Here is a 19,830-nt window from a genome sequence, read left to right as displayed (position 1 = left end):
TCCCCGTGAAGAACGGGGAGAGGGGGCGTCCACGTTCCCGCTTGTCCCTTCCTTCCGTCCTTCACGGGGAGAAGGTGCCGGCAGGCGGATGAGGGGTGGCATCAACGCCTGACGTCTGTCACGAGGCTCTCATTGTCCCCACGCGTCGTCTTTCCCAACAAGATCCTGCCCTATCTGCTGGTCGCGCCGCAGCTGGCGATCACGCTGGTGTTCTTCTACTGGCCGGCGAGCCAGGCGCTGCGCCAGTCGATGCTGAGGGAAGACCCGTTCGGCCTGTCGTCGAAATTCGTCTGGTTCGACAATTTCAAGAAAGTCCTGTCGGACCCCAACTACCTCAACTCGATCCAGGTCACGGCGATCTTCTCGATCTCGGTCGCTGCGGTCGCCATGGGCACGGCGCTGCTGCTCGCCGTCATGGCCGAGAAGGTCGTGCGCAGCCGCGGCCTCTACCGCACGCTGATGATCTGGCCCTATGCGGTGGCGCCGGCAATCGCGGGCATGCTTTGGCTGTTCCTGTTCAACCCGTCGATCGGCTCGCTCGCTTATGGCCTGCGCTGGCTCGGCATCAACTGGGACCCGCTGCTAGACGGCGAGCAGGCGATGGCGCTGGTCGTCGCCGCTGCTTCGTGGAAGCAGATCAGCTACAACTTCCTGTTCTTCGTCGCCGGCCTGCAGGCGATCCCCAAGACGCTGATCGAGGCGGCGGCCATCGATGGTGCCGGCGAGAACAAGCGGTTCTGGACGATCGTCTTCCCGCTGCTCGCGCCGACCACCTTTTTTCTGCTCGTGGTCAACACCGTCTACGCCTTCTTCGACACGTTCGGCATCATCCATGCCGTGACCGGTGGCGGACCGGGCAAGGCAACCGAGACGCTGGTCTACAAGGTCTACAATGACGGCTTCGTCAATCTGATCCTCGGCGACTCCGCGGCGCAGTCGGTGATCCTGATGGTCATCGTCATTGCGCTCACCGCCATCCAGTTCCGCTATGTCGAGAAGAAGGTGCACTATGGCTGAGCCGAAGGCACTTCCACCCGCAAGCGGGCACGACAAGCTGATGATCGGCCAGTCGCAGGCTAGCATCTATGTGGCGCACGCCATCCTGATCCTCGGCATCATCATCGTCGCCTTCCCGATCTACTACACCTTCGTTGCCTCGACGCATTCGCTGCAGACCATCCTGCGTCCGCCGCTGCCGTTGTTGCCCGGCGACCGTTTCCTGGAGAACTACTCCGAGGCGCTGTTCGGCGGGGTCGGGCGCATCGGCGGTGTCAGCGTCGCGACGCTGCTCATCAACACCACGATAGTCGCCTTCGGCATCGCCATCGGCAAGATCATCATCTCGATCCTGTCGGCCTATGCGATCGTGTTCTTCCGCTTTCCCGGCCGGATGTTCTTCTTCTGGCTGATCTTCATCACGCTGATGCTGCCGGTCGAGGTCCGCATCCTGCCGACCTACAAGGTGATGGTCGATCTCGGCCTGATCGACACCTATACCGGCCTGATCGTGCCGCTGATCGCGTCCGCCACCGCGACGCTCCTGTTCCGCCAGTTCTTCCTCACCATTCCGGGCGAGCTGGTCGAGGCGGCGCGCGTCGACGGCGCCGGGCCGTGGCGCTTCTTCAAGGATATCCTGCTTCCCTTGTCGCGCACCAACATCGCAGCACTTTTCGTCATCCTGTTCATCTATGGCTGGACGCAATATCTCTGGCCGCTGCTCGTCACCAACCGCAACGACATGAACACCATCGTCATTGCGCTCAGGAAGATGATCTCTTTCGCCGATGCCGACACCGAATGGCATCTGGTGATGGTCACCTCCATGCTCGCCATCGTGCCGCCGATTCTGGTGGTCGTGTTCATGCAACGCTGGTTCGTCCGCGGCCTCGTCGATACGGAGAAATAATGGCAACCGTCGATCTCAAGGACGTACGCAAGGTCTATCCCGGCGGGGTCGAAGCGGTGAAGGGCGTCTCCATCGCCATTCCCGACAAGGCGCTGTGCGTGCTCGTCGGCCCGTCGGGCTGCGGCAAGTCCACGCTGCTGCGCATGATCGCCGGGCTGGAAACCATCTCGGCCGGTACCTGTGCCATCGACGGCAAGGTGGTCAACGCCATCGGCCCAACCGAGCGCGACATCGCCATGGTGTTCCAGAACTATGCGCTCTACCCGCATATGAAGGTCTACGACAACATGGCCTACGGCCTGCGCAATCGCGGCATGCCGAAGGACGAGGTCGACAAACGCGTGCGTTCGACGGCCAAGACCCTGGAACTCGAGCACCTGCTCGAACGCCGCCCGCGCGAACTCTCCGGTGGCCAGCGCCAGCGCGTCGCCATGGGCCGCGCCATCGTGCGCAACCCAAAAGTCTTCCTGTTCGACGAGCCGCTCTCCAACCTCGATGCCAAGCTGCGCGGCCAGATGCGCGTCGAGATCAAGAACCTGCAGCGCCAGCTCGGCGTCACCTCGGTCTATGTCACCCACGACCAGCTCGAGGCCATGACGCTGGCCGACGTGCTGGTGGTGATGAATGGCGGGCTGGTCGAACAGCTTGGCGCGCCACTCGACATCTACGAGAAGCCGGCTTCAACCTTCGTCGCGTCCTTCATCGGCGCGCCGCCGATGAACCTTCTGCCGCTGCGCGGCGGCCAGCTCGAAGGCGCGGTCACGCTGCCCGAAGTAGCAGGCAACGCCGCGACCATCGGCTTCCGCCCCGAGGACTGCGAAGTCGGTGCCGACGGCGCCACGTCGACCGACGGCCTCAGGCTGATGGCCAAGGTCGAGGGCGTCGAGCCAGTGGGCGCCGAGAGTTTTCTCTATTGCGCGGCGGGCGGCGGCAAGATCGTCGTGCGCGTCGCCGGCCGCACCGAAGTGCAAGTGGGAGACCAATTGCCCATCTTTGCGCGTCGGGAAAAGCTGCATTTCTTCGGCAGCGACGGGAAAAGAGTCTGAGGCGGCACGGCAGATCCGGGGGGATTTGGTGCGGTTGCGCCGTCGTGCGTCCTTCGACAGGCTCAGGATGAGGACGGCTTGTGCTGCCGCCGTCTCGACCTGAACTGTCAATGTAGCTGATGGCGCCAACGGTCCCCATCCTGAGCTTGTCGAAGGACGCACGAACACCCAACACCAAATCCTGAGCAGGATCGCTCGAATTTGAAGACCCGTGCTAACCTCTTGTTCATGCAGGCTGATCGAAGATCGGCTCACGACCAAGGAGGTGTCAGGGTTGCCGGTATCGCTGAAGAAGCTCTCGCCAAGCGCATGGCTGCAACTCGCGGGCTGGACGGTGTTCGGAACGCTGGGCTGCGTCGCGGTTTCGCTGGTGGTCACGATCGCTCTGTTCCGCAATACCGGGCCGGAAATCCTCGACCTCGCGCTGATCGAAGCGACAGTCGTGCCGATCCTTTTGGCGGCCCCGCTGTTCTTCTACCTGACGCTCAAGCTGCGTGAACTCGCCGTCGTCAACCACAAGCTCGTCGTCGCCGCATCAACCGACGCGCTGACCGCCTGCCTCAACAGGGGAGCCTTTTCGACCCGAGTCGAAAACGTGCTCACCCGCGAGATCGCGCGCCGCCAGCGCGCCATGGGCGCGCTGCTGGTCATCGATGCCGATCACTTCAAGTCGGTCAACGACCGTTTCGGTCATGCCGAGGGTGATGAGGCTCTGCGCATCATCGTCGCGGCGATCCAGCCCTGCCTGAGGCGGGACGACATGCTTGGCCGCCTCGGCGGCGAGGAATTTGCGGTCTTCCTGCCTGGCGTGACGCCGGTCAACGCCGCCGATATCGCCGAGCGCATCCGCCGTTCGGTGGCCGACGCGCCGTTCAGGCCTGGCGGTAACAGCCACACGCTGACGGTCAGCGTCGGTGGCGCCCTGTTCGACCGGCCGGTGGTGTTCGAAGAGCTGTTCCGCGTCGCCGACCTGCATCTCTACGAAGCCAAGGGCGCGGGGCGTAACCGAGTCGAACTGGCGGCAATGCCGTCAGAGATGACGCCGAGCTGGTATCACACCGGACTTCCGAACTGAGGCATCAGGCCGCCGGCGGGCGAAGCGTCCGCCGAAACGCGGATCAGCGCGTCGGAACCGGGTGCTCGCCGCGATAGTCGTAGAAGCCGCGCCCGGTCTTGCGGCCGAGCCAGCCGGCCTCGACATATTTCACCAGCAGCGGGCAGGGGCGGTACTTCGAGTCCGACAGGCCGTCATGCAGCACCTGCATGATCGACAGGCAGGTGTCGAGGCCGATGAAGTCGGCGAGCTGCAGCGGACCCATCGGATGGTTGGCGCCGAGCTTCATCGCTGTGTCGATGGCTTCGACGGTGCCGACGCCTTCGTAAAGCGTGTAGATCGCCTCGTTGATCATCGGCAACAGGATGCGGTTGACAATGAAGGCCGGGAAATCCTCCGACACTGTCACCGTCTTGTCTAGGTTGCGGACATATTCCTTGGACGCCTCGAAGGTCTTGTCCTCGGTGGCGATGCCGCGCACGAGTTCGACAAGCTTCATCACCGGCACCGGGTTCATGAAGTGGATGCCGATGAAGCGCTCGGGCCGGTCGGTCTGGGCGGCAAGCCGCGTGATCGAGATCGACGAGGTGTTGGTGGCGAGGATCGCCTCCGGGTTCAGCTGCGGACACAGCTGCGCATAAATCTTGCGCTTGATCGTCTCGTCTTCGGTCGCCGCCTCGATGACGAGGTCTGCGCTGGCAAGGTCGGCCATCGCAGGCGCCGACGAGATGCGGGCCATGGCGTCCTTGCGGGCCTGGTCCTCGAGCTTGCCCGAAGCGACCTGGCGGGCCAGGTTGCCATTGATGGTGGCGATGCCCTTTTCGATGCGCTCCGGCGACACGTCGTAGAGCAGCACGCTGTAGCCCGCCAGCGCCGAAACATGTGCGATACCGCCGCCCATCTGGCCAGCGCCGACAATGCCGATCGTCTCGATCTTACCCGTCATCACACCTATCCCGTCGCAGGCTTTTTTAGTTTTGTGCAATGCAAACTAAATGGCCGGGGTAGCACTCGTCTACCCCGGCCATCACATTTTAATCCCTGACCTGATCGGGCGTCAAAGCGCCTTTTCGAGCTCGGGCAGAACGACGAACAGATCGCCGACGATGCCATAGTCGGCCACCTGGAAGATCGGGGCTTCCTCGTCCTTGTTGATGGCGACGATGACCTTCGAGTCCTTCATGCCGGCGAGGTGCTGGATCGCACCCGAGATGCCGCAGGCGATGTAGAGATCAGGTGCCACTACCTTGCCGGTCTGGCCGACCTGCCAGTCGTTCGGTGCGTAGCCGGCGTCGACGGCAGCGCGGCTGGCGCCGACGGCGGCACCGAGCTTGTCGGCGACCGGCAGGATGACTTCCTGGAACTTCTCCGACGAACCCAGCGCGCGGCCGCCCGAGATGATGATCTTGGCCGAGGTCAGCTCCGGACGATCGCTCTCCGACAGCTTGTTCTCGACGAAGGAGGACAGGCCCGGGTTGGCGGCTGCCGCAACCGACTCGACGGCTGCCGAGCCGCCTTCGCCAGCTGCCTGGAACGAGGCGGTGCGCACGGTGATGACCTTCTTGGCACCCGATGCCTGCACCGTCTGGATGGCGTTGCCGGCATAGATCGGACGCTTGAAGGTGTCGGCCGAAACGACCTCGATGATCTCCGACACCTGGGCGACGTCGAGCAGGGCTGCGACGCGCGGGGCGACGTTCTTGCCGGTCGAGGTCGCTGCGGCAACGATGGTGTCATAGTTGCCAGCGAGGCTGACAATCAGTGCTGCGGTCGGCTCGGCCAGGCGCTCGGCCAGTTCTTCGCTTTCGGCGAGCAGAACCTTGCGCACGCCGTTCAGCTTGGCGGCTGCATCGGCGGCTGCCTTGGCGCCCTTGCCAGCGACCAGCACGTCGATGTCGGAACCGATCTTCTGGGCTGCCGACAGCGCCTTGGCGGTCTGGTCGGAGAGCGAAGCGTTGTCGTGTTCGGCGATGAGGAGAATTGCCATGTGTTTGATCCCTTTCCGCTTCGCTTACAGCACGCCGGCTTCGTTGCGCAGCTTGTCGACGAGTTCGGCCGCGGTCTTGACCTTGATGCCTGCCTTGCGGCCACCCGGCTCCTCGGTCTTCAGCACCTTGAGGCGCGGGGTGATGTCGGCGCCGAAATCAGCGGCCGACTTTTCGTCGAGCGGCTTCTTCTTGGCCTTCATGATGTTGGGGAGCGAGGCATAGCGCGGCTGGTTGAGGCGCAGGTCGACAGTCACGATCGCCGGCATCTGGAGCGACACGGTCTGCAGGCCGCCGTCGACTTCGCGCGTCACATTGGCCTTGTCGCCGGCGAGCTCGATCTTCGAGGCAAACGTGCCCTGGGCCCAGCCCAGAAGGGCAGCCAGCATCTGACCGGTCTGGTTCGAATCGTCGTCGATCGCCTGCTTGCCGAGCAGCACCAGGCCGGGCTGTTCAGCCTTGACCACGCCCTTCAGCACCTTGGCGACGCCAAGCGGCTCGACCTGATCGTCGGTCTTGACCAGGATGGCGCGGTCAGCGCCCATGGCGAGGGCGGTACGCAGCGTTTCCTGGGCCTGGGCAGGTCCGATCGAGACCACGACGATCTCCTCGACCTTGCCGGCTTCCTTGAGGCGGATCGCCTCTTCGACCGCGATCTCGTCGAACGGGTTCATCGCCATCTTGACGTTGGCGAGCTCAACGCCCGAGCCGTCCGATTTTACGCGCACCTTCACGTTCGCATCGACAACCCGCTTCACCGGGACGAGAACTTTCATGGGCTGGTACCTCTCTGAACAGCGATATTGTGCGCGCTATAGCAGCGCTTGGGCCCACGCAATTGTCGATTGCCGACATATTGGGCGGAAAAACAGACTTGATCTCGCGCTTTTGGTGGCGGGAGGGCTGCCGCAAGCGGCGGGACCGTAGTTGCGGCTAACGTTAGCGTCAATATCTGCTTCAAGCTCAAATCGTTTGAAACAGACTGGGCCAACGGCCTCTATTGCCGGCCCCAGCGCGTGGTTGTCTGTGCGGTCGGCGGCTCGGGCGTCGCGGGCTCCGGCAGGGCTGGTGCTTCGGCCTTTTCCGGGCTCGGCACAGCCTCTTCGGCATCGGCAAAAAGCGGCACGTCGCGCCGGCGCAGGATGAGCACCAGAACGGCACCGGCGACGATGCCGCCGACATGCGCCGCCCAGCTGACCTCGTCGTCGCCGCCAATGGCGATCATCAGGAACTGGAAGGCGACCCACAGGATCAGCGGGATCCAGGCGGGGATGCGCAGCGGGATACGGGCAAAGGCCAGCACCCAGACCTTCACCCGAGGGTACAGGATCAAATAGGCGGCAACGATGCCGGCGATGGCGCCCGAGGCGCCGATCAGCGGCGTCTGCGAATCCGGCAGGATCAGCCCGTGCAGGAAGGCGCCGGCGACCGCGCACAGGAGGTAGAACACCAGGAAGCGGAAATGCCCGAGCGCGTCTTCGACATTGTCGCCGAACACCCACAGGAACAGCATGTTGCCGCCGAGATGGAAGATGTCACCGTGCAGGAAGGAATAGGTGATGTAGCTCAGGTCTTCCGGAATGATGATCAAGTCCGGCGACAGCTCCGCCAGGTCATGCACCACGGAAGGAATGTAGCCCAAACCGAGCACCGCCGCGGTGGCAAAATCCTCGCCGCCGACAGTCGTCAGCAGATAGACGATGACGTTGATCGCGATGAGGCTGAGGGTGACGTATTGCAGCCGGATGTGGCGCAGGTGGTTCGAATCATAGAGCGGAATGAACATGCGGCTCGCTTCCGCCCTCCCGGCGACTTTGTCTGATACTTAGCGGTTCTTGCCGGGAACCCATAGCACATCGGCTTTTCCGTTGTCATTGACCACACGTGCGGCAACGAACAGCAGGTCGGAAACGCGGTTGATGTAGCGGATGCCCTCGCGATTGACGTGCTCGTCGGGGTCCTGCGCCAGCGCCACCATCACGCGTTCTGCGCGGCGGGCGACTGTGCGGGCGAGATGCAGTGCTGCCGCCGCAGGCGATCCGCCATTCAGCACGAACGACCGCAGCGGCTCGAGTCCGGCGTTCAGCGCGTCGATGTCGGCCTCGATGCGCGCGGTCTGGCTGGCGATGATGCGCAGCGGCTCGTAGCCCAGGTCCTTGCCGGTGTCGGGCGTCGAAAGATCCGCGCCGAGGTCGAACATGTCGTTTTGGATGCGGTTCAGCATCGCGTCGATATCGGGGTGTTCGGTCGCCGTATGCACCCGCGCCATGCCGATGCAGGCATTGGCTTCGTCGACGGCGCCATAGGCTTCGACGCGCAGGTCCGATTTCAGCCGTCTTTCGCCCGAGCCCAGCCCCGTGGTGCCGTCGTCGCCAGTACGTGTGTAGATCTTGTTGAGCTTGACCATTCCGCGCTCCGCTCAGCCGCCACGGGTGAAGTAGAGGGTGAGCAGGATGAACACCAGCGCCACCGCCTGCAGCAGCACGCGCGCCTGCATCAGCTTGTTGGAGGTGTTGCCCGAGCCGCCGCGCAGCATGTGGACCAGGCCGCGGATCAGGACCACCACCACGGCGAACATGAAGACGACGGCGAGGATGTTGAAGACGGTAGCCATTTGGGTATCCAGTTCAGTCGGCGGCCGGTCAGCCTTGGCGGGCCAGAATTCTGTAAAGCAGCGAGGCGGGCAGCAGGCGCTTCAGCGCGACGCCGATTCTCGCGGGCGTGGTGACAACATAATGCGGACGTGGACGCGGCGACAGCAGGGCGTGTCGCAATACCGCATGAACCGCCTCCGGCCCCAGTTTCAGTCGCGATTTCGAGCCACCGCTGGACAGCCTGGCGAGCTGGGCGCGATAGGCCACGTGGTGGGGCGAGTTTTCGTGGTCGATGTAGCGCAGGAACCAGTCGAGCCCGTTGGTGGCGATCTTCGAGCGTATCGGGCCGGGCTCGATCATCGCGACATGGACGCCGCTGCCCGCGAGCTCCTGACGCATGCACAGCATCAGCCCCTCCAGCGCATGCTTGGAGGCGGAGTAGGCGCCGCGGAACGGTACCGGCGTCAGCCCGAGGATCGACGAGCAGTTGACGATGCGGCCGTGGTTCTGCGCGCGCATGACGGGAACAATGCGCCGCGTCAGGTCATGCCAGCCGAAGAAGTTGGCCTCGAACTGGTCGCGCAGTGCCGCCATGGGCAGGTCCTCGACAGCGCCCGGCTGGGCATGTGCGCCATTGTTGAACAGCGCGTCGAGCTTGCCGCCGGTGCGTTCGAGCACGGTTGCGACGAGTGCTTCGATCGATTCCGGCTTGGCATAGTCGAGGAACAGCGCCTCGAGACCGTCGGCCTGCAGGGCAGCCAGATCCTCGTCCTTGCGCGCGGTGGCGAACACCCGCCAGCCTTCGGCCTTCAGCGCTCGAGCGCAATGGGCGCCGATGCCCGACGACGCGCCGGTCACGATTATCGTGCGTAACTCGTTGATCGGGTTCACTTCGTTTTTGCCCGGCCTTGCAAATGAGGGCAAAGCCTTCCCATATTCGCCGCCACGAAACAATTGGCCAATTGATGATTGGCCATGTCACCATCGGCCGCCATCTAATTGGCCAGGACCCAACGGACGGAGCGGAAAACTGGAGCTGATGCGCAAGATCGTCGCCACGAGGCGCGTGCTCTTCGACGCAGCCGGCCATTTCCATGACGACGACGGTTGGGCGATGGCCAGTCATCTCGCCATTTCGGCGCTGATGGCGCTGTTTCCATTCCTGATCTTCGCCACAACGCTCGCCAGCTTCCTCGGCGCAGACGCCTTCGCCGAAACGGCGGTGCATCTCGTCTTCGATACCTGGCCCGACCAGATCGCGGCCCCCATCGCGCGCGAGGTGGTCAACGTGCTGACCGTGCCGCGCACCGATCTTCTGACATACGGCGTCGTGCTTGCGGCTTACTTTGCCTCCAACGGCGTCGAGGCGCTGCGCACGTCGCTCAACCGCGCCTATCGCGTCACCGAGACCCGCACCATCTGGTATCGGCGCACCCAGAGTCTGATTTTCGTGCTCATCGCCACGATCAGCTTCGTTGCCATCTCGGTGCTCCTGGTGTTCGCGCCGATCATCGCGCGTATCCTCGAAGCCAAGTTCGAATGGATCCAGCCCTATATGGGCACCATCACCATTTGGCGCTTTACCGTCGCCTCGGGGGTCATCGTCTTCGGCCTGTTTGCCGTGCACATGTGGCTGCCTGCCGGCCGCCGCCGTTTCCTCAGCATCATCCCGGGCATCGTTTTCACGCTGGTCGGCTGGCTCATCGGCTCAACGATATTTGCGACCTATCTCGACACCTTTGCGTCGTACGTCACCACCTATGCCGGCCTCGCCTCGATCATGATCGCGGTGGTGTTCCTCTACATCGTCTCGGCGATCTTCATCCTCGGCGGCGAGCTCAACGCCGCGATCAGCCGCTATCTCGAGGCCCGCGCCCGCGTGCCGGGCTGAGCGGTCGCCAGGCCGACGCCGAGCGTGGCAATTGCCATGCCGACAAGCTGGATCAGTGAAAGTTCCTCGCCGAACAGTAGCCAGGCGATGACGGCGGTCACCGACGGCACGAGGTAGAACAGCGAGGCGACCTTCGACATGGCGCCGTCGCGGATCATCACCATCAAAAGGAAGATCGCGCCGATTGACAGCACGAAGACCAGCCAGGCCATGGCGAAGATCAGCTCGCCGTTGACCGTCATCTGCTGCGTCTCGAAGATCATCGAGGCAGCCGTCATCAGGATCGCCGCCCCGACATATTGCCAGAACGTGCCGGTCACCAGGTCGCCCGCTGCGCCGACGCGCTTCTGCCAGATGGTGCCGGCGCTGATGCCGGCCATGGCGATGACGGAGGCGGTCAGCGTCTGCCAGGTCACCCCGCCACCAAGTGTGCCGAGCTTCGGGGACAGCACGATCACGACGCCGATGAAGCCGACGGCCAATCCGACCCAATGGCGCGGCTTGATCTCTTCGCCGAGCAGCTTGCCGGCGAGCACCGCAGTGACGAGCGGCTGCAGGCCGGCGATGAGCGCAGACAGTCCCGCCGGCAGTCCCTGGTGGATCGCCCAGAACACGCCGCCGAGATAGACCCCGTGCAGCAACATGCCGATCAGCACGGAATGCAGGGCCGCCCGTCGCGTAAGCCTGCGGGAGCCGAGCGCCAGCATCACCGCACCCAGGAGCAGGAACGCCAGCACGAAACGCACGGCCAGGAACGTAAATGGTTCAGCCCAGGGCATGGCGTAGCGCGCGCCGATGAAGCCGGTCGCCCAGAGCAGCACGAAGGTGGCCGGGATCAGCCGCTTTGGAGAGGATGTCATGGATACCCCGTGCGTGGCCGGACGCCGCGCCCGGAATGAAACTTACCCGGATCGCTCTAATGCCGAATATTAGGACAAGCAAAATGAAACGATTGATCCATAAATTCACCGGGCCTGATCTGACCACCCGATCCGGATGACGCTTGCCCGGGAGGGGGCCTGGGAGAACTGCACAGTCGGCCTCTGAAAGGACCGCGCATGCTGTGGAATCTCGATCCGGGCTGGCTGATGATGGCTGTCGCCTTCGTCGCCGTCATGGCCTTCTTTTTTGGCGCTGCACTCGACGCCATCATGAAGGACGATGGCTTTGGCCCGACCGGCAACATGGTGTTGTTCACCGCCGGCTTCTTCGGCGCGGTGCTTGTCGCCAACAGCTACGGCATCACATTGCGCGACCTGCAACTGGCGACCGCTTGGGGGCTTGGCGGCGCCTTCGCCTTCATCAGCGTGCTCGCGCTGATCAAGGCGGCAATCACCCGGATGCTACAACCCTAGCATCGCTTTGACCGTCCCAGGCGTCTCACCGGCCTCCCGCAAAGCGGCGAGGCCGGTGTCGCGTTGGCTCTTCGATAGCTTGCGTCCGTCGGGGCCGAGCACCAGCCGGTGGTGGAAATAGCCTGGCTGCGGCAGGCCAAGCGCCTGCTGCAGCAGGCGCTGCACCGAGGTCGCGAAGTAGAGGTCGAGACCGCGCACGACATGGCTCACGCCCTGTAGCGCGTCATCGATCACCACCGACAGGTGATAGCTTGTCGGAATCTCCCGCCGAGCGATGATCACGTCGCCCCATTGCAGCGGGTTGGCGGTTATTTCCGCCGAGCCATCCATTGCCTCGTTCGTCCACTCGCGCCAGTTCAGCTCGACCGGCAATCGCGCCAAAGCCGCTGCCGTATCGAGCCGCCAGGCGAATGGTGCCCCTGCATCGATCCGCCGCTGGCGCTCGCGCTTGGACATCTGCTTGTCAGCGCCGGGATAGACCGGCGCGCCGTCGGGGTCCCGCGGCCAAGCCTTGCCCTTCGCCTCATGCTCCATGATCGCGCCGCGGATATCGCCCCGGCTCATGAAGGCGGGATAGACGAGCTCGTCCTTCTTTAATCGCTCAAGCGCGGCTTCGTATTCGGCGAAATGGTCCGACTGGCGGCGCACCGGCTGCTCGTAAGTAATGCCGAGCCAGGCGAGGTCGCGGAAAATGCCGGCCTCAAATTCCGGCGTGCAGCGGGTCACGTCGATGTCCTCGATGCGCAGCAAAAGCCGTCCGCCAACGCTGGCCGCTATCTTCTCATTGGTCAGCGCCGACAGCGCGTGGCCAAGATGGAGTTCGCCATTGGGGCTGGGCGCGAAGCGAAAGACAGGAGCCGTCATGAGCGTTGCTGTGCCGGATTGAAGGTGTGCCTTGCCGATTGCTACGTTGCCCGCCGCAACCTAACAAGTGACGCATGCGCCGCATCTCCAATCTCGACGACGTCAATTTCGGCCTCGACGCGCTTTGCGCGATCGATCCGCGCCTGGAAGCAGTTCGCGGCATGGCCGGCGAGGTGCCGCTCAGGCTGACCGAACCAGGTTTCGCCAGCCTTGCATCGATCATCGTATCGCAGCAGGTGTCGACGGCGAGCGCGCGTGCGATCTTTGGCCGCCTGACGGCTCTCGTCGATCCGCTGACGCCGGAAGGACTGCTTGCATCAGGCGAGGACATGTTCCGCGAGGCCGGCCTGTCGCGGCCGAAGCAGCGCACGCTTCTGGCGGTGGCGCAGGCAGCGGCCGATGGTCTCGACCTCGACGGGCTCTGCCGGCTCGATGCCCAGGAAGCGATGTCGGCGATGATTGCCATTCCGGGTATCGGGCCGTGGACGGCGGAGGTCTATCTGCTGTTTGCCGCCGGCCACCCGGACATTTTTCCGGCCCGCGACGTGGCGCTGCAGAGTGCCGTCGGCCATGCCTTGGGCATCGATCCGCGCCCCGGCGAGAAGGCACTGATTCGGCTTGCCGAATCATGGGCACCGTGGCGAGGGGTCGCATCGCGACTGTTCTGGGCGTATTATCGCGAGACCCGTGGTCGCGATGGCGCGCCGCCGGCCGGAAATCCCGCATAAATCCGCAAAATCGCGGATTTTTGACGGGTTAATTGACCGACCAGACGCTTCACATTCCTGTCACCTCGGGCTTACAGTATTCGGGCCGTTAGGTTCGAGGACCAAGGAGGTACAGGAAGTGACGGTTGCCGTGTCTCCGGATGGGCTCCCAGCACTAGTGCTGAATGCGGATTATCGTCCGCTCAGCTACTACCCCTTGTCGTTGTGGTCCTGGCAGGACGCGATCAAGGCGGTGTTCCTCGACCGCGTCAACATCGTCGCCGAATATGAGCACGCCGTCTCGTCGCCGACCTTCTCGATGAAGCTGCCCAGCGTCGTCAGCCTCAAGCATTATGTGAAGCCGTCGCGCTATCCTGCCTTCACCCGCTTCAACGTATTCCTGCGCGACCGCTTCCAGTGCCAGTACTGCGGCACCCCCGAGGATCTGACCTTCGATCACGTTATCCCGCGCCACAGCGGCGGTGCGACGACGTGGGAAAACGTCGTTGCTGCTTGCTCGCCCTGCAATCTCCGGAAGGGCGGCATGATGCCGTCGCAGGCCAAGATGTGGCCGCTGCAGAAGCCGTTCCAGCCAACTGTGCACGACCTGCACAACAACGGCCGGCTGTTCCCGCCCAACCATCTGCACGAAAGTTGGATGGATTATCTCTACTGGGATGTTGAACTCGAGCCTTGATGAAGGCTGATCTCCCCCCTTGTGGGGGAGATGTCCGGCAGGACAGTGGGGGTGCGAAGGATCGCGACCCGACGATGTTACTTCCTGAAAGCCCCACGCAGCGCCACGACCGCCAAGAACGCGCTCGCGAGCACGTTCCAGCCGGCGAAGGACAGGCCGAGCACGCGCAGTGCGGCGTCCTCGCAGCGCGGCGGCACGACATTGTTGAGCACGTCGAGCAGGCCTTTGCCGCCGGTGTCTATCGTGCCGCTGACAGCGGCGCAATCCGTCGGGCCGGCCCACCAGCGCCATTCGACGCCGGCGTGATAGGCGCCGAGATAGAGCCCGTAGAGCATCAGCAATCCGCCCACGGCCAACAGCGCGCGGGTCATCCAGGCTGGCCAGTGCAGCGCCGACGACAGCGCGGCAAGCGCCATCAGCGGAACGCCCACATAATAGGGCGTGCGCTGCTCTAGGCAGAGCTTGCAGGGCAGATAGCCGCCGATGTGCTGGAAGCCGAGTGCCGTGCCGACGACGGCCGCCATGGCAATGGTGAGGAAGATTGCGGTCAGCGTCTGGCTGCGGCCGGTCGGGGAGGCGAGGGAGGTCATTTTTGGTGCCCAGCTGTCGTTACCGGCTTTTGCCGTTCAGTGGAGGTACTTGACGAGAAGATAGAGCAAAATGAGGGCAGCGGCGCCGAGGCCGGCCAGCAATCCGAGGCGCTTTTCGATGAATTCGCGAATCGGCTCGCCATAGGTGCGCAGCAGCCACGCCAGGAACAGGAACCGCGCGCCGCGCGCAATGATCGCCGAGACGATGAACCAGCCGAGCGGGAAACTGACAACGCCGGCGAGAATGGTGACCACCTTGATCGGCGGCAGATGCGACAACCCTGACGTCACCAGCATCAACAGGATGATGCCGGCGCCGGACGACACCTTGAGCGCTTCGAACTCGTCATACTTGCCGTAGAATTCGAGCACCGGCTTTGCCACCGCCTCGAAGGCGTAGTGGCCGATATACCAGCCGGCAATGCCGCCGAGCACCGAGGCCACGGTGGCGATGATCGCATAACGATAGGCCTTGTCGGGCCGCGACAGCGCCATCGGCAGGTAAAGCACGTCCGCCGGCACCAGGAAAACAGAGCTTTCGACGAAGGCGATGAAGGCCAGCCACCATTCGGCGGATTTCCTTGCCGCGAGCGACAAGGTCCAGTCGTAGAGTCGGCGAAGCATCTGGCCCCCTTGAGATGTGCGCTGCCTGTTTAGGAAGAATTGCTGTGGCGCACAATGCTTGGGGTCTTCACGAATGTGAAAGCCAGGGCAACCGTTACATTCTGTCGCGTGATCGCGTTCAAAGCATGCCGGCCCGGGTCATATCGCGGTTCGAGCGCGACGGGCAGGATGATCGGCGGCCTTGGCGGCCGCCGATCATATCGTCCATATCCTATGCCGCGCGGCCCGTCGTCGCGCGCGGCTCTGGCTGCAGCGCATCGAGCGCGAAGCTGCCCACGCCCACGGGAGCAAGTCCATCAACGGCCTCAATGATCTGGGCGGCGTCTTCGGTTGAGAACCCGCCATAGAGCTCGATCAGGCCAAAGCCGGCCTGTGCCAGGTCTGCCGCGACTTTCGCGGCGGTTGCTCCGTCGGGGACACGGACGAAATGTGTTTCCAGTGGCGGAAACGTAGTCACCAAACGGTCCTGATCCGGTTGGGCATCCCGCTTGAGGATGATGAACGCCGCCAGCGGTGGCTTGCCGTCGATGAAGGCCTGATTGTAGGCCGCAGCCGGCTGCAGCGACTCGATACCGAAGGTCACCGAGCTCACCTTGACGTCGGGGCCGACAACGGCCGAGACCTTGGGCCGCCACGCCGGCGAAATCCCGCCGCACAGCTCGATCAGCTTGGTTCCCTGCGCGGCGAGTTCATGCGCCACTGCCGGTGCCTGCATCGGATCGCCCAATGCAACGATGGTGATCTTGCCGTCCGGTGTCTCCAGCACGCTTCGGTCGATGGCCGGGTCGGCGCCGGGAGCTTCGTAGATGAGGGCCTTGTCGATACGCATGATTACGTCCTTGCATGTCTTCGATGGCGCCAAGTTGCGGTAGAACACTGATCTTGGTAATTGCTAAAGTTCTACAGCCACTGATCGAAAAAATCGAACTATGCTTGACAATCTGACGCTGGACCAGATGCGAACCTTTGTTGCCGTCGTTGAAGGCGGCAGCTTTCGTGCGGGTGCTGCGCGCCTGTCGCGGGTGCAGTCGGCGATCAGCCACGCCATCGGCAACCTCGAAGCCGAGCTCAAGGTGGCGCTGTTCACCCGCACCGGCCGCAAGCCCGAACTGACCGCCGAGGGGCAGGCGCTGCTCACGGATGCCAGGGCGATCCTGATCAAGGTCGACGCCATGCGCGCCCGGGCACGCGGGCTGGGGCAGGGGCTGGAACTGTCGCTTGCGATAGCTGTCGATCCGGTCATCCCTGCCGGCATCCTGGCCGGTGCGCTTTACGACCTCAGGGCCGAACACCCTTCGGTCGGCGTCGCGCTGAAGACCTTGCCGATGCGCGCGGCATTGCACGCACTCATCAACCGGCATTGCACGCTTGCTATCACCACCGACACGCAGCGCGACAGCCTCGTCGAAGTCGAATGCCTTGGCCCGGCTCAGCCCTTCGTCGCCGTCTGCGCGGCCCACCACCCGCTCGCGACGGCACCTGCCGCCGGCTGGTCGGCGGTCGAGCTGTCCGACCATCTCCAGATCGTCGTCAGCGATCCCTCGCCGATGAGCGAAGGGTTGGATTTCGGCGTGCTGTCACCGGGTACCTGGCGCGTCAGCGACCTCGCCAGCAAGCTGGCGCTGATCCGGGCAGGCGTCGGCTGGGGTAATCTCCCCAGGTGGATGGTCGATGACGATCTCGCCCGCGTCACCCTCGTGCGCGTTGCCGCAACTGCCCTTGGCGAGCAGTCCGAGACGGCGCTGACCGCCTACCTGCTCTGGCGTATCGACCAGCCGCCAGGCCCCGCCGCGCGCTATCTGCGCGAAAGGCTGCTCGCGCGGTTTGGTGGAGGTGGGTAGCGGCGTGGTCGGCGAACCCCGGAGCCGCCTGTTTGGCGAAGGTGACCAATTGCCGATCTCCAGAACCGCCTTCTCCAATCGAAAGTGGCGCCATTGCTTTGGTATTGCTCGCACTATCGGTTGATCTGAAACGGCTGACTGTCTTCCATAGCCTGTTTCAGCGCCGCCGCCGGCCGCTACCCTGCTTAATCGCAATTGTTTATTCGCAATCGCCTTCGCCACGGCAGCAGACGCTGTTCTGGCATGAAGTTGCGCAAAGGCGCCCCTGCCCAGTTGACGAAGGGCCGCCCGACCGTATAGTCCGCGACCATTCTGTCCGTTTAGGGCAGGCCCCTATGGCGGAATTGGTAGACGCGCTCGACTCAAAATCGAGTTCCGCAAGGAGTGCTGGTTCGATCCCGGCTAGGGGCACCATTTGCCTTCATGCGGTAGCGCCGAAGGCGGCCGCTTTCAGGATCAGCCCGTGCCTGCGGTGCCGGCGAACCAGATAAACATACCAGAAATAAATCGCCCGCGCGTTTGTCACAACATTAGGGCCTGGTATATGAATTTTGCCGTATAAAGGCATTTATCGTCTATTAACAGGCATCGAACATGCACGGAGAGCTTCGAGTCGCGATCGTCATCCACGCGTTCTATATGGATGCATTCGATGAAATCCTCGACCTCGCCCAAGCTCTCCCAGCACAATACAAGCTGTTCGTAACGACCGTTCCGGTTCATGAGGCCGTGGTGCGTGCGCGGCTCGATGGTGCCGGACGAGACTACAGCCTTGGGGTGTTCGAAAACCGGGGCCGTGACGTCCTGCCTTTCCTTCGTATGTTTCCAGCCGTTCGCTCTGAGGGTTTTGACCTCATCGTCAAGATCCACACCAAGAAGTCGCCGCATCTGAAGGATGGCGACGGCTGGCGGCGCATGCTGGTCTCGGCATTGCTGCAGCCTGAGAAGCTGCAGGGCCTGACTTCGGCCTTTGCTCAGGATCCTTGGCTGGGCGTTGTCGGCCCCGACGGGCATTTCCTTTCGCTCGCCCGCTATATGGGCGGAAACGAAACGCGCGTCATTGCCATCGCCCAGCGCCTTGGCCTGGGCCGGCCGCAGGTGCTCGATGCCGGCTACTGTGCCGGGACCATGTTCATGGCTCGCACCGAGATCATCACGCCGCTCGTTGATCTCGGCTTCACGGCCAAAGACTTCGAGGCGGAAGCCAACCAGGTCGACGGGACGATGGCGCATGCGTTTGAACGTTGCCTCAGCCTGGGTGCCGTCGCACTCAATCGCCGCATCGCTTCGAGTGCCGATCCTTTCGTGCATGCCCGCTTCAACGACAGCTATGCCTTTGCGAGACGGCCAAGCCGGCTGCACTTCTCTGCGCTATTGAACTCAAGCTTCAAGATGGCTCGCGACAGTGTCGGAAGCGCACTGCGGCGGATATTGTTCCGAGCCGGATGAATAGGTGGGCGGCGAGGTGAAGCCCACTTGCTATATGATGCCTTGTTCGAAGAGCCGCCGTCGCGTCGAGCGCAACTGATAGCCTGGGCCCTTCCTTTTCATGTCGCTCAGAATGTCGACGAGGTGACCTTCATGGCCCACGTCCACTAAATTGTGCTCGATTTCGTAGATGTCGAACTGCAGGCGATACAGCAGGTCGCGCTTCATCAGCGGGCAGTCGAGGTACTTTTTGTACAGGAACCCTGCCGTGTGTATTTGAGAGCGCATGGCAATGTGCTCGCAGATCTTCGACACCAGCCCGGTTTGGCTTTCTTCGTTGAAGCTTGAAGATGGAAGCCGTTGGCCCCGGCAGATGTAGATGTTTGTCAACTCGACTTTGTCGAGGGCGATCTTGGATAGGTGTTGTCGAATTCTGTTTGGGCTGTAGACCGAGGTGACCGATTTTGCGATCGGCAAGATTGTCTCGGAGAAAGCGACCTCTCCTTTTTTGATCGCCCAAAGGCGTGAATTGACCGGCAGATATTCTTTCCAGAAATTCCCAAACTCCGGACTTGCGATGATCCTGGGCCCAACGGAGAAGCAGAAGGACTGGATGTGGTATGTATACTCCCAGTTCTCGAATGAGCCTGCGACATCGGCCTTCGAATCCGCCAGTTCCCGGAAAAGCGGCGTAAGCCCGTTCTTGAAAAAGTACACGCTATCGTTGAGATAGAGCAGTCGCGTAGGCTCTGCATTTTCGAGCAGATAAAGCGTCGCGTCGCGGTATCCGCCGATGTCGAAGCCGGCATTGTTGCGAATGATGATCTTCGAACAACGTTGCCGGAGATCGAGCAGTCGTTCGGCGCTTAGCGCGTGATTCACGACCAGGATCACGTTGGCCTGCACTTCGTCCAATGATGCGAGCGCATTGTCGACGTACCATGGCGTTTCTTTGGGCTGCCAGATCAGGAATATGGCGTATACGCTACCCTGATAATGTCGCTCGCCCTGATGAAGCAGGTATGGTTCTTCCGTGCCGAAACGTCGATTGAACTTGGCCTTGAAGACTTCGACATCATGGTAGCGAAACTTGGCGATACGCTTCTTGAGGGACTGCAGAGGGCGTAGTTTTGGCATTTCGACCCCTGGATGATGCTGCGCTGGCCGCCGGATAATCGGCGCCAACGTGGAAGGCTATTTGAGACGTGACGATCTGGGCCGTTTCTTGACGTGAACCGCTTCCGATAT

23 protein-coding genes and 1 tRNA gene are annotated in these 19,830 nt (G+C 62.8%); 11 read left to right on the top strand and 13 right to left on the bottom strand.

Annotated elements, in window-relative coordinates; translation table 11 throughout:
• Positions 1-132: 132 nt before the first annotated feature.
• The 4 genes from ugpA (at position 133) to ACSQ3E_RS27070 (ending at position 4,027) form a co-directional block, all read left to right on the top strand.
• Positions 133-1,017: a sn-glycerol-3-phosphate ABC transporter permease UgpA gene (gene ugpA / locus ACSQ3E_RS27085; protein ID WP_310328184.1), complete on the top strand. Its 885-nt coding sequence runs from the start codon at positions 133-135 to the stop codon at positions 1,015-1,017.
• A 40-nt stretch (positions 1,018-1,057) separates the two neighbouring features.
• Positions 1,058-1,906 (top strand): sn-glycerol-3-phosphate ABC transporter permease UgpE, encoded by an 849-nt coding sequence (ugpE, locus tag ACSQ3E_RS27080; protein WP_436125093.1) that lies wholly within the window; start codon positions 1,058-1,060, stop codon positions 1,904-1,906.
• On the top strand, positions 1,906-2,952 hold the full coding sequence (gene ugpC / locus ACSQ3E_RS27075) for a sn-glycerol-3-phosphate ABC transporter ATP-binding protein UgpC (protein ID WP_310328186.1): 1,047 nt from the start codon (positions 1,906-1,908) through the stop codon (positions 2,950-2,952). Before ugpE ends, ugpC begins: the two co-directional genes overlap by 1 nt.
• A gap of 274 nt (positions 2,953-3,226) precedes the next feature.
• Entirely contained in the window at positions 3,227-4,027 is an 801-nt protein-coding gene (locus ACSQ3E_RS27070; RefSeq protein WP_310328187.1) for a GGDEF domain-containing protein, read from the top strand.
• A gap of 43 nt (positions 4,028-4,070) precedes the next feature.
• Here the strand turns inward: ACSQ3E_RS27070 and ACSQ3E_RS27065 are convergent, their stop codons facing one another.
• The 7 genes from ACSQ3E_RS27065 to ACSQ3E_RS27035 form a co-directional block, all read right to left on the bottom strand.
• Positions 4,071-4,952, bottom strand: coding sequence for a 3-hydroxybutyryl-CoA dehydrogenase (locus ACSQ3E_RS27065; protein ID WP_115730699.1), 882 nt, complete (start codon positions 4,950-4,952; stop codon positions 4,071-4,073).
• 111 nt (positions 4,953-5,063) lie between these two features.
• Positions 5,064-5,993, bottom strand: a complete 930-nt coding sequence (locus ACSQ3E_RS27060) for an electron transfer flavoprotein subunit alpha/FixB family protein (RefSeq protein ID WP_436125033.1) — start codon at positions 5,991-5,993, stop codon at positions 5,064-5,066.
• Positions 5,994-6,017: 24 nt separating this feature from the next.
• The gene (locus ACSQ3E_RS27055) at positions 6,018-6,767 is read right to left on the bottom strand and encodes an electron transfer flavoprotein subunit beta/FixA family protein (RefSeq protein WP_436125032.1); all 750 of its coding nucleotides are present in this window, start codon (positions 6,765-6,767) and stop codon (positions 6,018-6,020) included.
• A gap of 221 nt (positions 6,768-6,988) precedes the next feature.
• Positions 6,989-7,777: a rhomboid family intramembrane serine protease gene (locus tag ACSQ3E_RS27050; RefSeq protein ID WP_436125031.1), complete on the bottom strand. Its 789-nt coding sequence runs from the start codon at positions 7,775-7,777 to the stop codon at positions 6,989-6,991.
• A gap of 39 nt (positions 7,778-7,816) precedes the next feature.
• A complete protein-coding gene (locus ACSQ3E_RS27045; RefSeq protein ID WP_310328199.1) occupies positions 7,817-8,398 on the bottom strand; it encodes a cob(I)yrinic acid a,c-diamide adenosyltransferase in 582 nt (193 codons plus the stop codon).
• A gap of 12 nt (positions 8,399-8,410) precedes the next feature.
• Positions 8,411-8,605, bottom strand: a complete 195-nt coding sequence (locus tag ACSQ3E_RS27040) for a twin transmembrane helix small protein (protein ID WP_310328202.1) — start codon at positions 8,603-8,605, stop codon at positions 8,411-8,413.
• A 28-nt stretch (positions 8,606-8,633) separates the two neighbouring features.
• Complete coding sequence (locus ACSQ3E_RS27035; RefSeq protein ID WP_310328205.1) at positions 8,634-9,476, bottom strand: SDR family oxidoreductase; 843 nt, start codon at positions 9,474-9,476, stop codon at positions 8,634-8,636.
• 148 nt (positions 9,477-9,624) lie between these two features.
• On the opposite strand from ACSQ3E_RS27035, the gene ACSQ3E_RS27030 reads away from it, so the two are divergent.
• Positions 9,625-10,476 carry a YihY/virulence factor BrkB family protein gene (locus ACSQ3E_RS27030; protein WP_310328207.1) on the top strand — a complete coding sequence of 284 codons (852 nt, stop codon included), beginning with the start codon at positions 9,625-9,627 and terminating at the stop codon, positions 10,474-10,476.
• Here ACSQ3E_RS27030 and ACSQ3E_RS27025 read toward each other — a convergent pair.
• Complete coding sequence (locus tag ACSQ3E_RS27025; protein WP_436125030.1) at positions 10,443-11,336, bottom strand: DMT family transporter; 894 nt, start codon at positions 11,334-11,336, stop codon at positions 10,443-10,445. The genes ACSQ3E_RS27030 and ACSQ3E_RS27025 overlap by 34 nt on opposite strands.
• A 198-nt stretch (positions 11,337-11,534) precedes the next feature.
• Here ACSQ3E_RS27025 and ACSQ3E_RS27020 point away from each other — a divergent pair, with 198 nt between their 5' ends.
• Positions 11,535-11,831, top strand: a complete 297-nt coding sequence (locus tag ACSQ3E_RS27020; protein WP_310328213.1) for a hypothetical protein — start codon at positions 11,535-11,537, stop codon at positions 11,829-11,831.
• Here ACSQ3E_RS27020 and gluQRS read toward each other — a convergent pair.
• Positions 11,820-12,695, bottom strand: coding sequence for a tRNA glutamyl-Q(34) synthetase GluQRS (gene gluQRS, locus ACSQ3E_RS27015; protein ID WP_436125029.1), 876 nt, complete (start codon positions 12,693-12,695; stop codon positions 11,820-11,822). The two genes, ACSQ3E_RS27020 and gluQRS, sit on opposite strands and share 12 nt — an antisense overlap.
• A gap of 74 nt (positions 12,696-12,769) precedes the next feature.
• On the opposite strand from gluQRS, the gene ACSQ3E_RS27010 reads away from it, so the two are divergent.
• Complete coding sequence (locus ACSQ3E_RS27010; protein WP_310328220.1) at positions 12,770-13,423, top strand: DNA-3-methyladenine glycosylase family protein; 654 nt, start codon at positions 12,770-12,772, stop codon at positions 13,421-13,423.
• A 118-nt stretch (positions 13,424-13,541) separates the two neighbouring features.
• Positions 13,542-14,099, top strand: coding sequence for an HNH endonuclease (locus ACSQ3E_RS27005; RefSeq protein WP_067966138.1), 558 nt, complete (start codon positions 13,542-13,544; stop codon positions 14,097-14,099).
• 77 nt (positions 14,100-14,176) lie between these two features.
• Here ACSQ3E_RS27005 and ACSQ3E_RS27000 read toward each other — a convergent pair whose 3' ends face one another.
• The 3 genes from ACSQ3E_RS27000 to ACSQ3E_RS26990 all read right to left on the bottom strand — a co-directional run bounded on the left by ACSQ3E_RS27000 (position 14,177) and on the right by ACSQ3E_RS26990 (position 16,142).
• A complete protein-coding gene (locus tag ACSQ3E_RS27000) occupies positions 14,177-14,689 on the bottom strand; it encodes a disulfide bond formation protein B (RefSeq protein WP_436125028.1) in 513 nt (170 codons plus the stop codon).
• Positions 14,690-14,725: 36 nt separating this feature from the next.
• A complete protein-coding gene (locus tag ACSQ3E_RS26995; protein ID WP_310328227.1) occupies positions 14,726-15,313 on the bottom strand; it encodes a YqaA family protein in 588 nt (195 codons plus the stop codon).
• Between the two features lie 211 nt (positions 15,314-15,524).
• Complete coding sequence (locus ACSQ3E_RS26990) at positions 15,525-16,142, bottom strand: DUF6506 family protein (protein ID WP_436125027.1); 618 nt, start codon at positions 16,140-16,142, stop codon at positions 15,525-15,527.
• 100 nt (positions 16,143-16,242) lie between these two features.
• On the opposite strand from ACSQ3E_RS26990, the gene ACSQ3E_RS26985 reads away from it, so the two are divergent.
• From ACSQ3E_RS26985 to ACSQ3E_RS26975, 3 genes are all read left to right on the top strand, one after another.
• The gene (locus ACSQ3E_RS26985; protein WP_436125026.1) at positions 16,243-17,154 is read left to right on the top strand and encodes a LysR family transcriptional regulator; all 912 of its coding nucleotides are present in this window, start codon (positions 16,243-16,245) and stop codon (positions 17,152-17,154) included.
• 329 nt (positions 17,155-17,483) lie between these two features.
• A tRNA-Leu gene (locus tag ACSQ3E_RS26980) sits at positions 17,484-17,568 on the top strand.
• Positions 17,569-17,748: 180 nt separating this feature from the next.
• Positions 17,749-18,603, top strand: coding sequence for a rhamnan synthesis F family protein (locus tag ACSQ3E_RS26975; RefSeq protein WP_436125025.1), 855 nt, complete (start codon positions 17,749-17,751; stop codon positions 18,601-18,603).
• Between the two features lie 30 nt (positions 18,604-18,633).
• On the opposite strand, the gene ACSQ3E_RS26970 is transcribed toward ACSQ3E_RS26975, so the two are convergent.
• On the bottom strand, positions 18,634-19,767 hold the full coding sequence (locus ACSQ3E_RS26970) for a rhamnan synthesis F family protein (protein WP_436125024.1): 1,134 nt from the start codon (positions 19,765-19,767) through the stop codon (positions 18,634-18,636).
• Between the last annotated feature and the right edge of the window lie 63 nt (positions 19,768-19,830).

The organism is Aminobacter sp. LjRoot7 (assembly GCF_964252895.1).
GTDB classification, from domain to species: domain Bacteria; phylum Pseudomonadota; class Alphaproteobacteria; order Rhizobiales; family Rhizobiaceae; genus Aminobacter; species Aminobacter aminovorans_B.
Note: the sequence above shows the minus strand (reverse complement) of the source record. Positions and strands in the feature narration are given on the sequence as shown.

Bases quoted from the DNA above. Each gene is read 5' to 3' on its own strand.
- ACSQ3E_RS26985 (WP_436125026.1), top strand. From the start codon at position 16,243: ATGCTTGACAATCTGACGCTGGACCAGATGCGAACCTTTGTTGCCGTC.
- ACSQ3E_RS27065 (WP_115730699.1), bottom strand. From the start codon at position 4,952: ATGACGGGTAAGATCGAGACGATCGGCATTGTCGGCGCTGGCCAGATG.
- ACSQ3E_RS26990 (WP_436125027.1), bottom strand. From the start codon at position 16,142: ATGCGTATCGACAAGGCCCTCATCTACGAAGCTCCCGGCGCCGACCCG.
- ugpC (WP_310328186.1), top strand. From the start codon at position 1,906: ATGGCAACCGTCGATCTCAAGGACGTACGCAAGGTCTATCCCGGCGGG.
- ACSQ3E_RS26995 (WP_310328227.1), bottom strand. From the start codon at position 15,313: ATGCTTCGCCGACTCTACGACTGGACCTTGTCGCTCGCGGCAAGGAAA.
- ACSQ3E_RS27055 (WP_436125032.1), bottom strand. From the start codon at position 6,767: ATGAAAGTTCTCGTCCCGGTGAAGCGGGTTGTCGATGCGAACGTGAAG.
- gluQRS (WP_436125029.1), bottom strand. From the start codon at position 12,695: ATGACGGCTCCTGTCTTTCGCTTCGCGCCCAGCCCCAATGGCGAACTC.
- ACSQ3E_RS27050 (WP_436125031.1), bottom strand. From the start codon at position 7,777: ATGTTCATTCCGCTCTATGATTCGAACCACCTGCGCCACATCCGGCTG.
- ugpE (WP_436125093.1), top strand. From the start codon at position 1,058: ATGATCGGCCAGTCGCAGGCTAGCATCTATGTGGCGCACGCCATCCTG.
- ACSQ3E_RS26975 (WP_436125025.1), top strand. From the start codon at position 17,749: ATGCACGGAGAGCTTCGAGTCGCGATCGTCATCCACGCGTTCTATATG.
- ACSQ3E_RS27000 (WP_436125028.1), bottom strand. From the start codon at position 14,689: ATGACCTCCCTCGCCTCCCCGACCGGCCGCAGCCAGACGCTGACCGCA.
- ACSQ3E_RS27020 (WP_310328213.1), top strand. From the start codon at position 11,535: ATGCTGTGGAATCTCGATCCGGGCTGGCTGATGATGGCTGTCGCCTTC.
- ACSQ3E_RS27030 (WP_310328207.1), top strand. From the start codon at position 9,625: ATGCGCAAGATCGTCGCCACGAGGCGCGTGCTCTTCGACGCAGCCGGC.
- ACSQ3E_RS27025 (WP_436125030.1), bottom strand. From the start codon at position 11,336: ATGACATCCTCTCCAAAGCGGCTGATCCCGGCCACCTTCGTGCTGCTC.
- ACSQ3E_RS27045 (WP_310328199.1), bottom strand. From the start codon at position 8,398: ATGGTCAAGCTCAACAAGATCTACACACGTACTGGCGACGACGGCACC.
- ACSQ3E_RS27060 (WP_436125033.1), bottom strand. From the start codon at position 5,993: ATGGCAATTCTCCTCATCGCCGAACACGACAACGCTTCGCTCTCCGAC.
- ACSQ3E_RS27040 (WP_310328202.1), bottom strand. From the start codon at position 8,605: ATGGCTACCGTCTTCAACATCCTCGCCGTCGTCTTCATGTTCGCCGTG.
- ACSQ3E_RS27010 (WP_310328220.1), top strand. From the start codon at position 12,770: ATGCGCCGCATCTCCAATCTCGACGACGTCAATTTCGGCCTCGACGCG.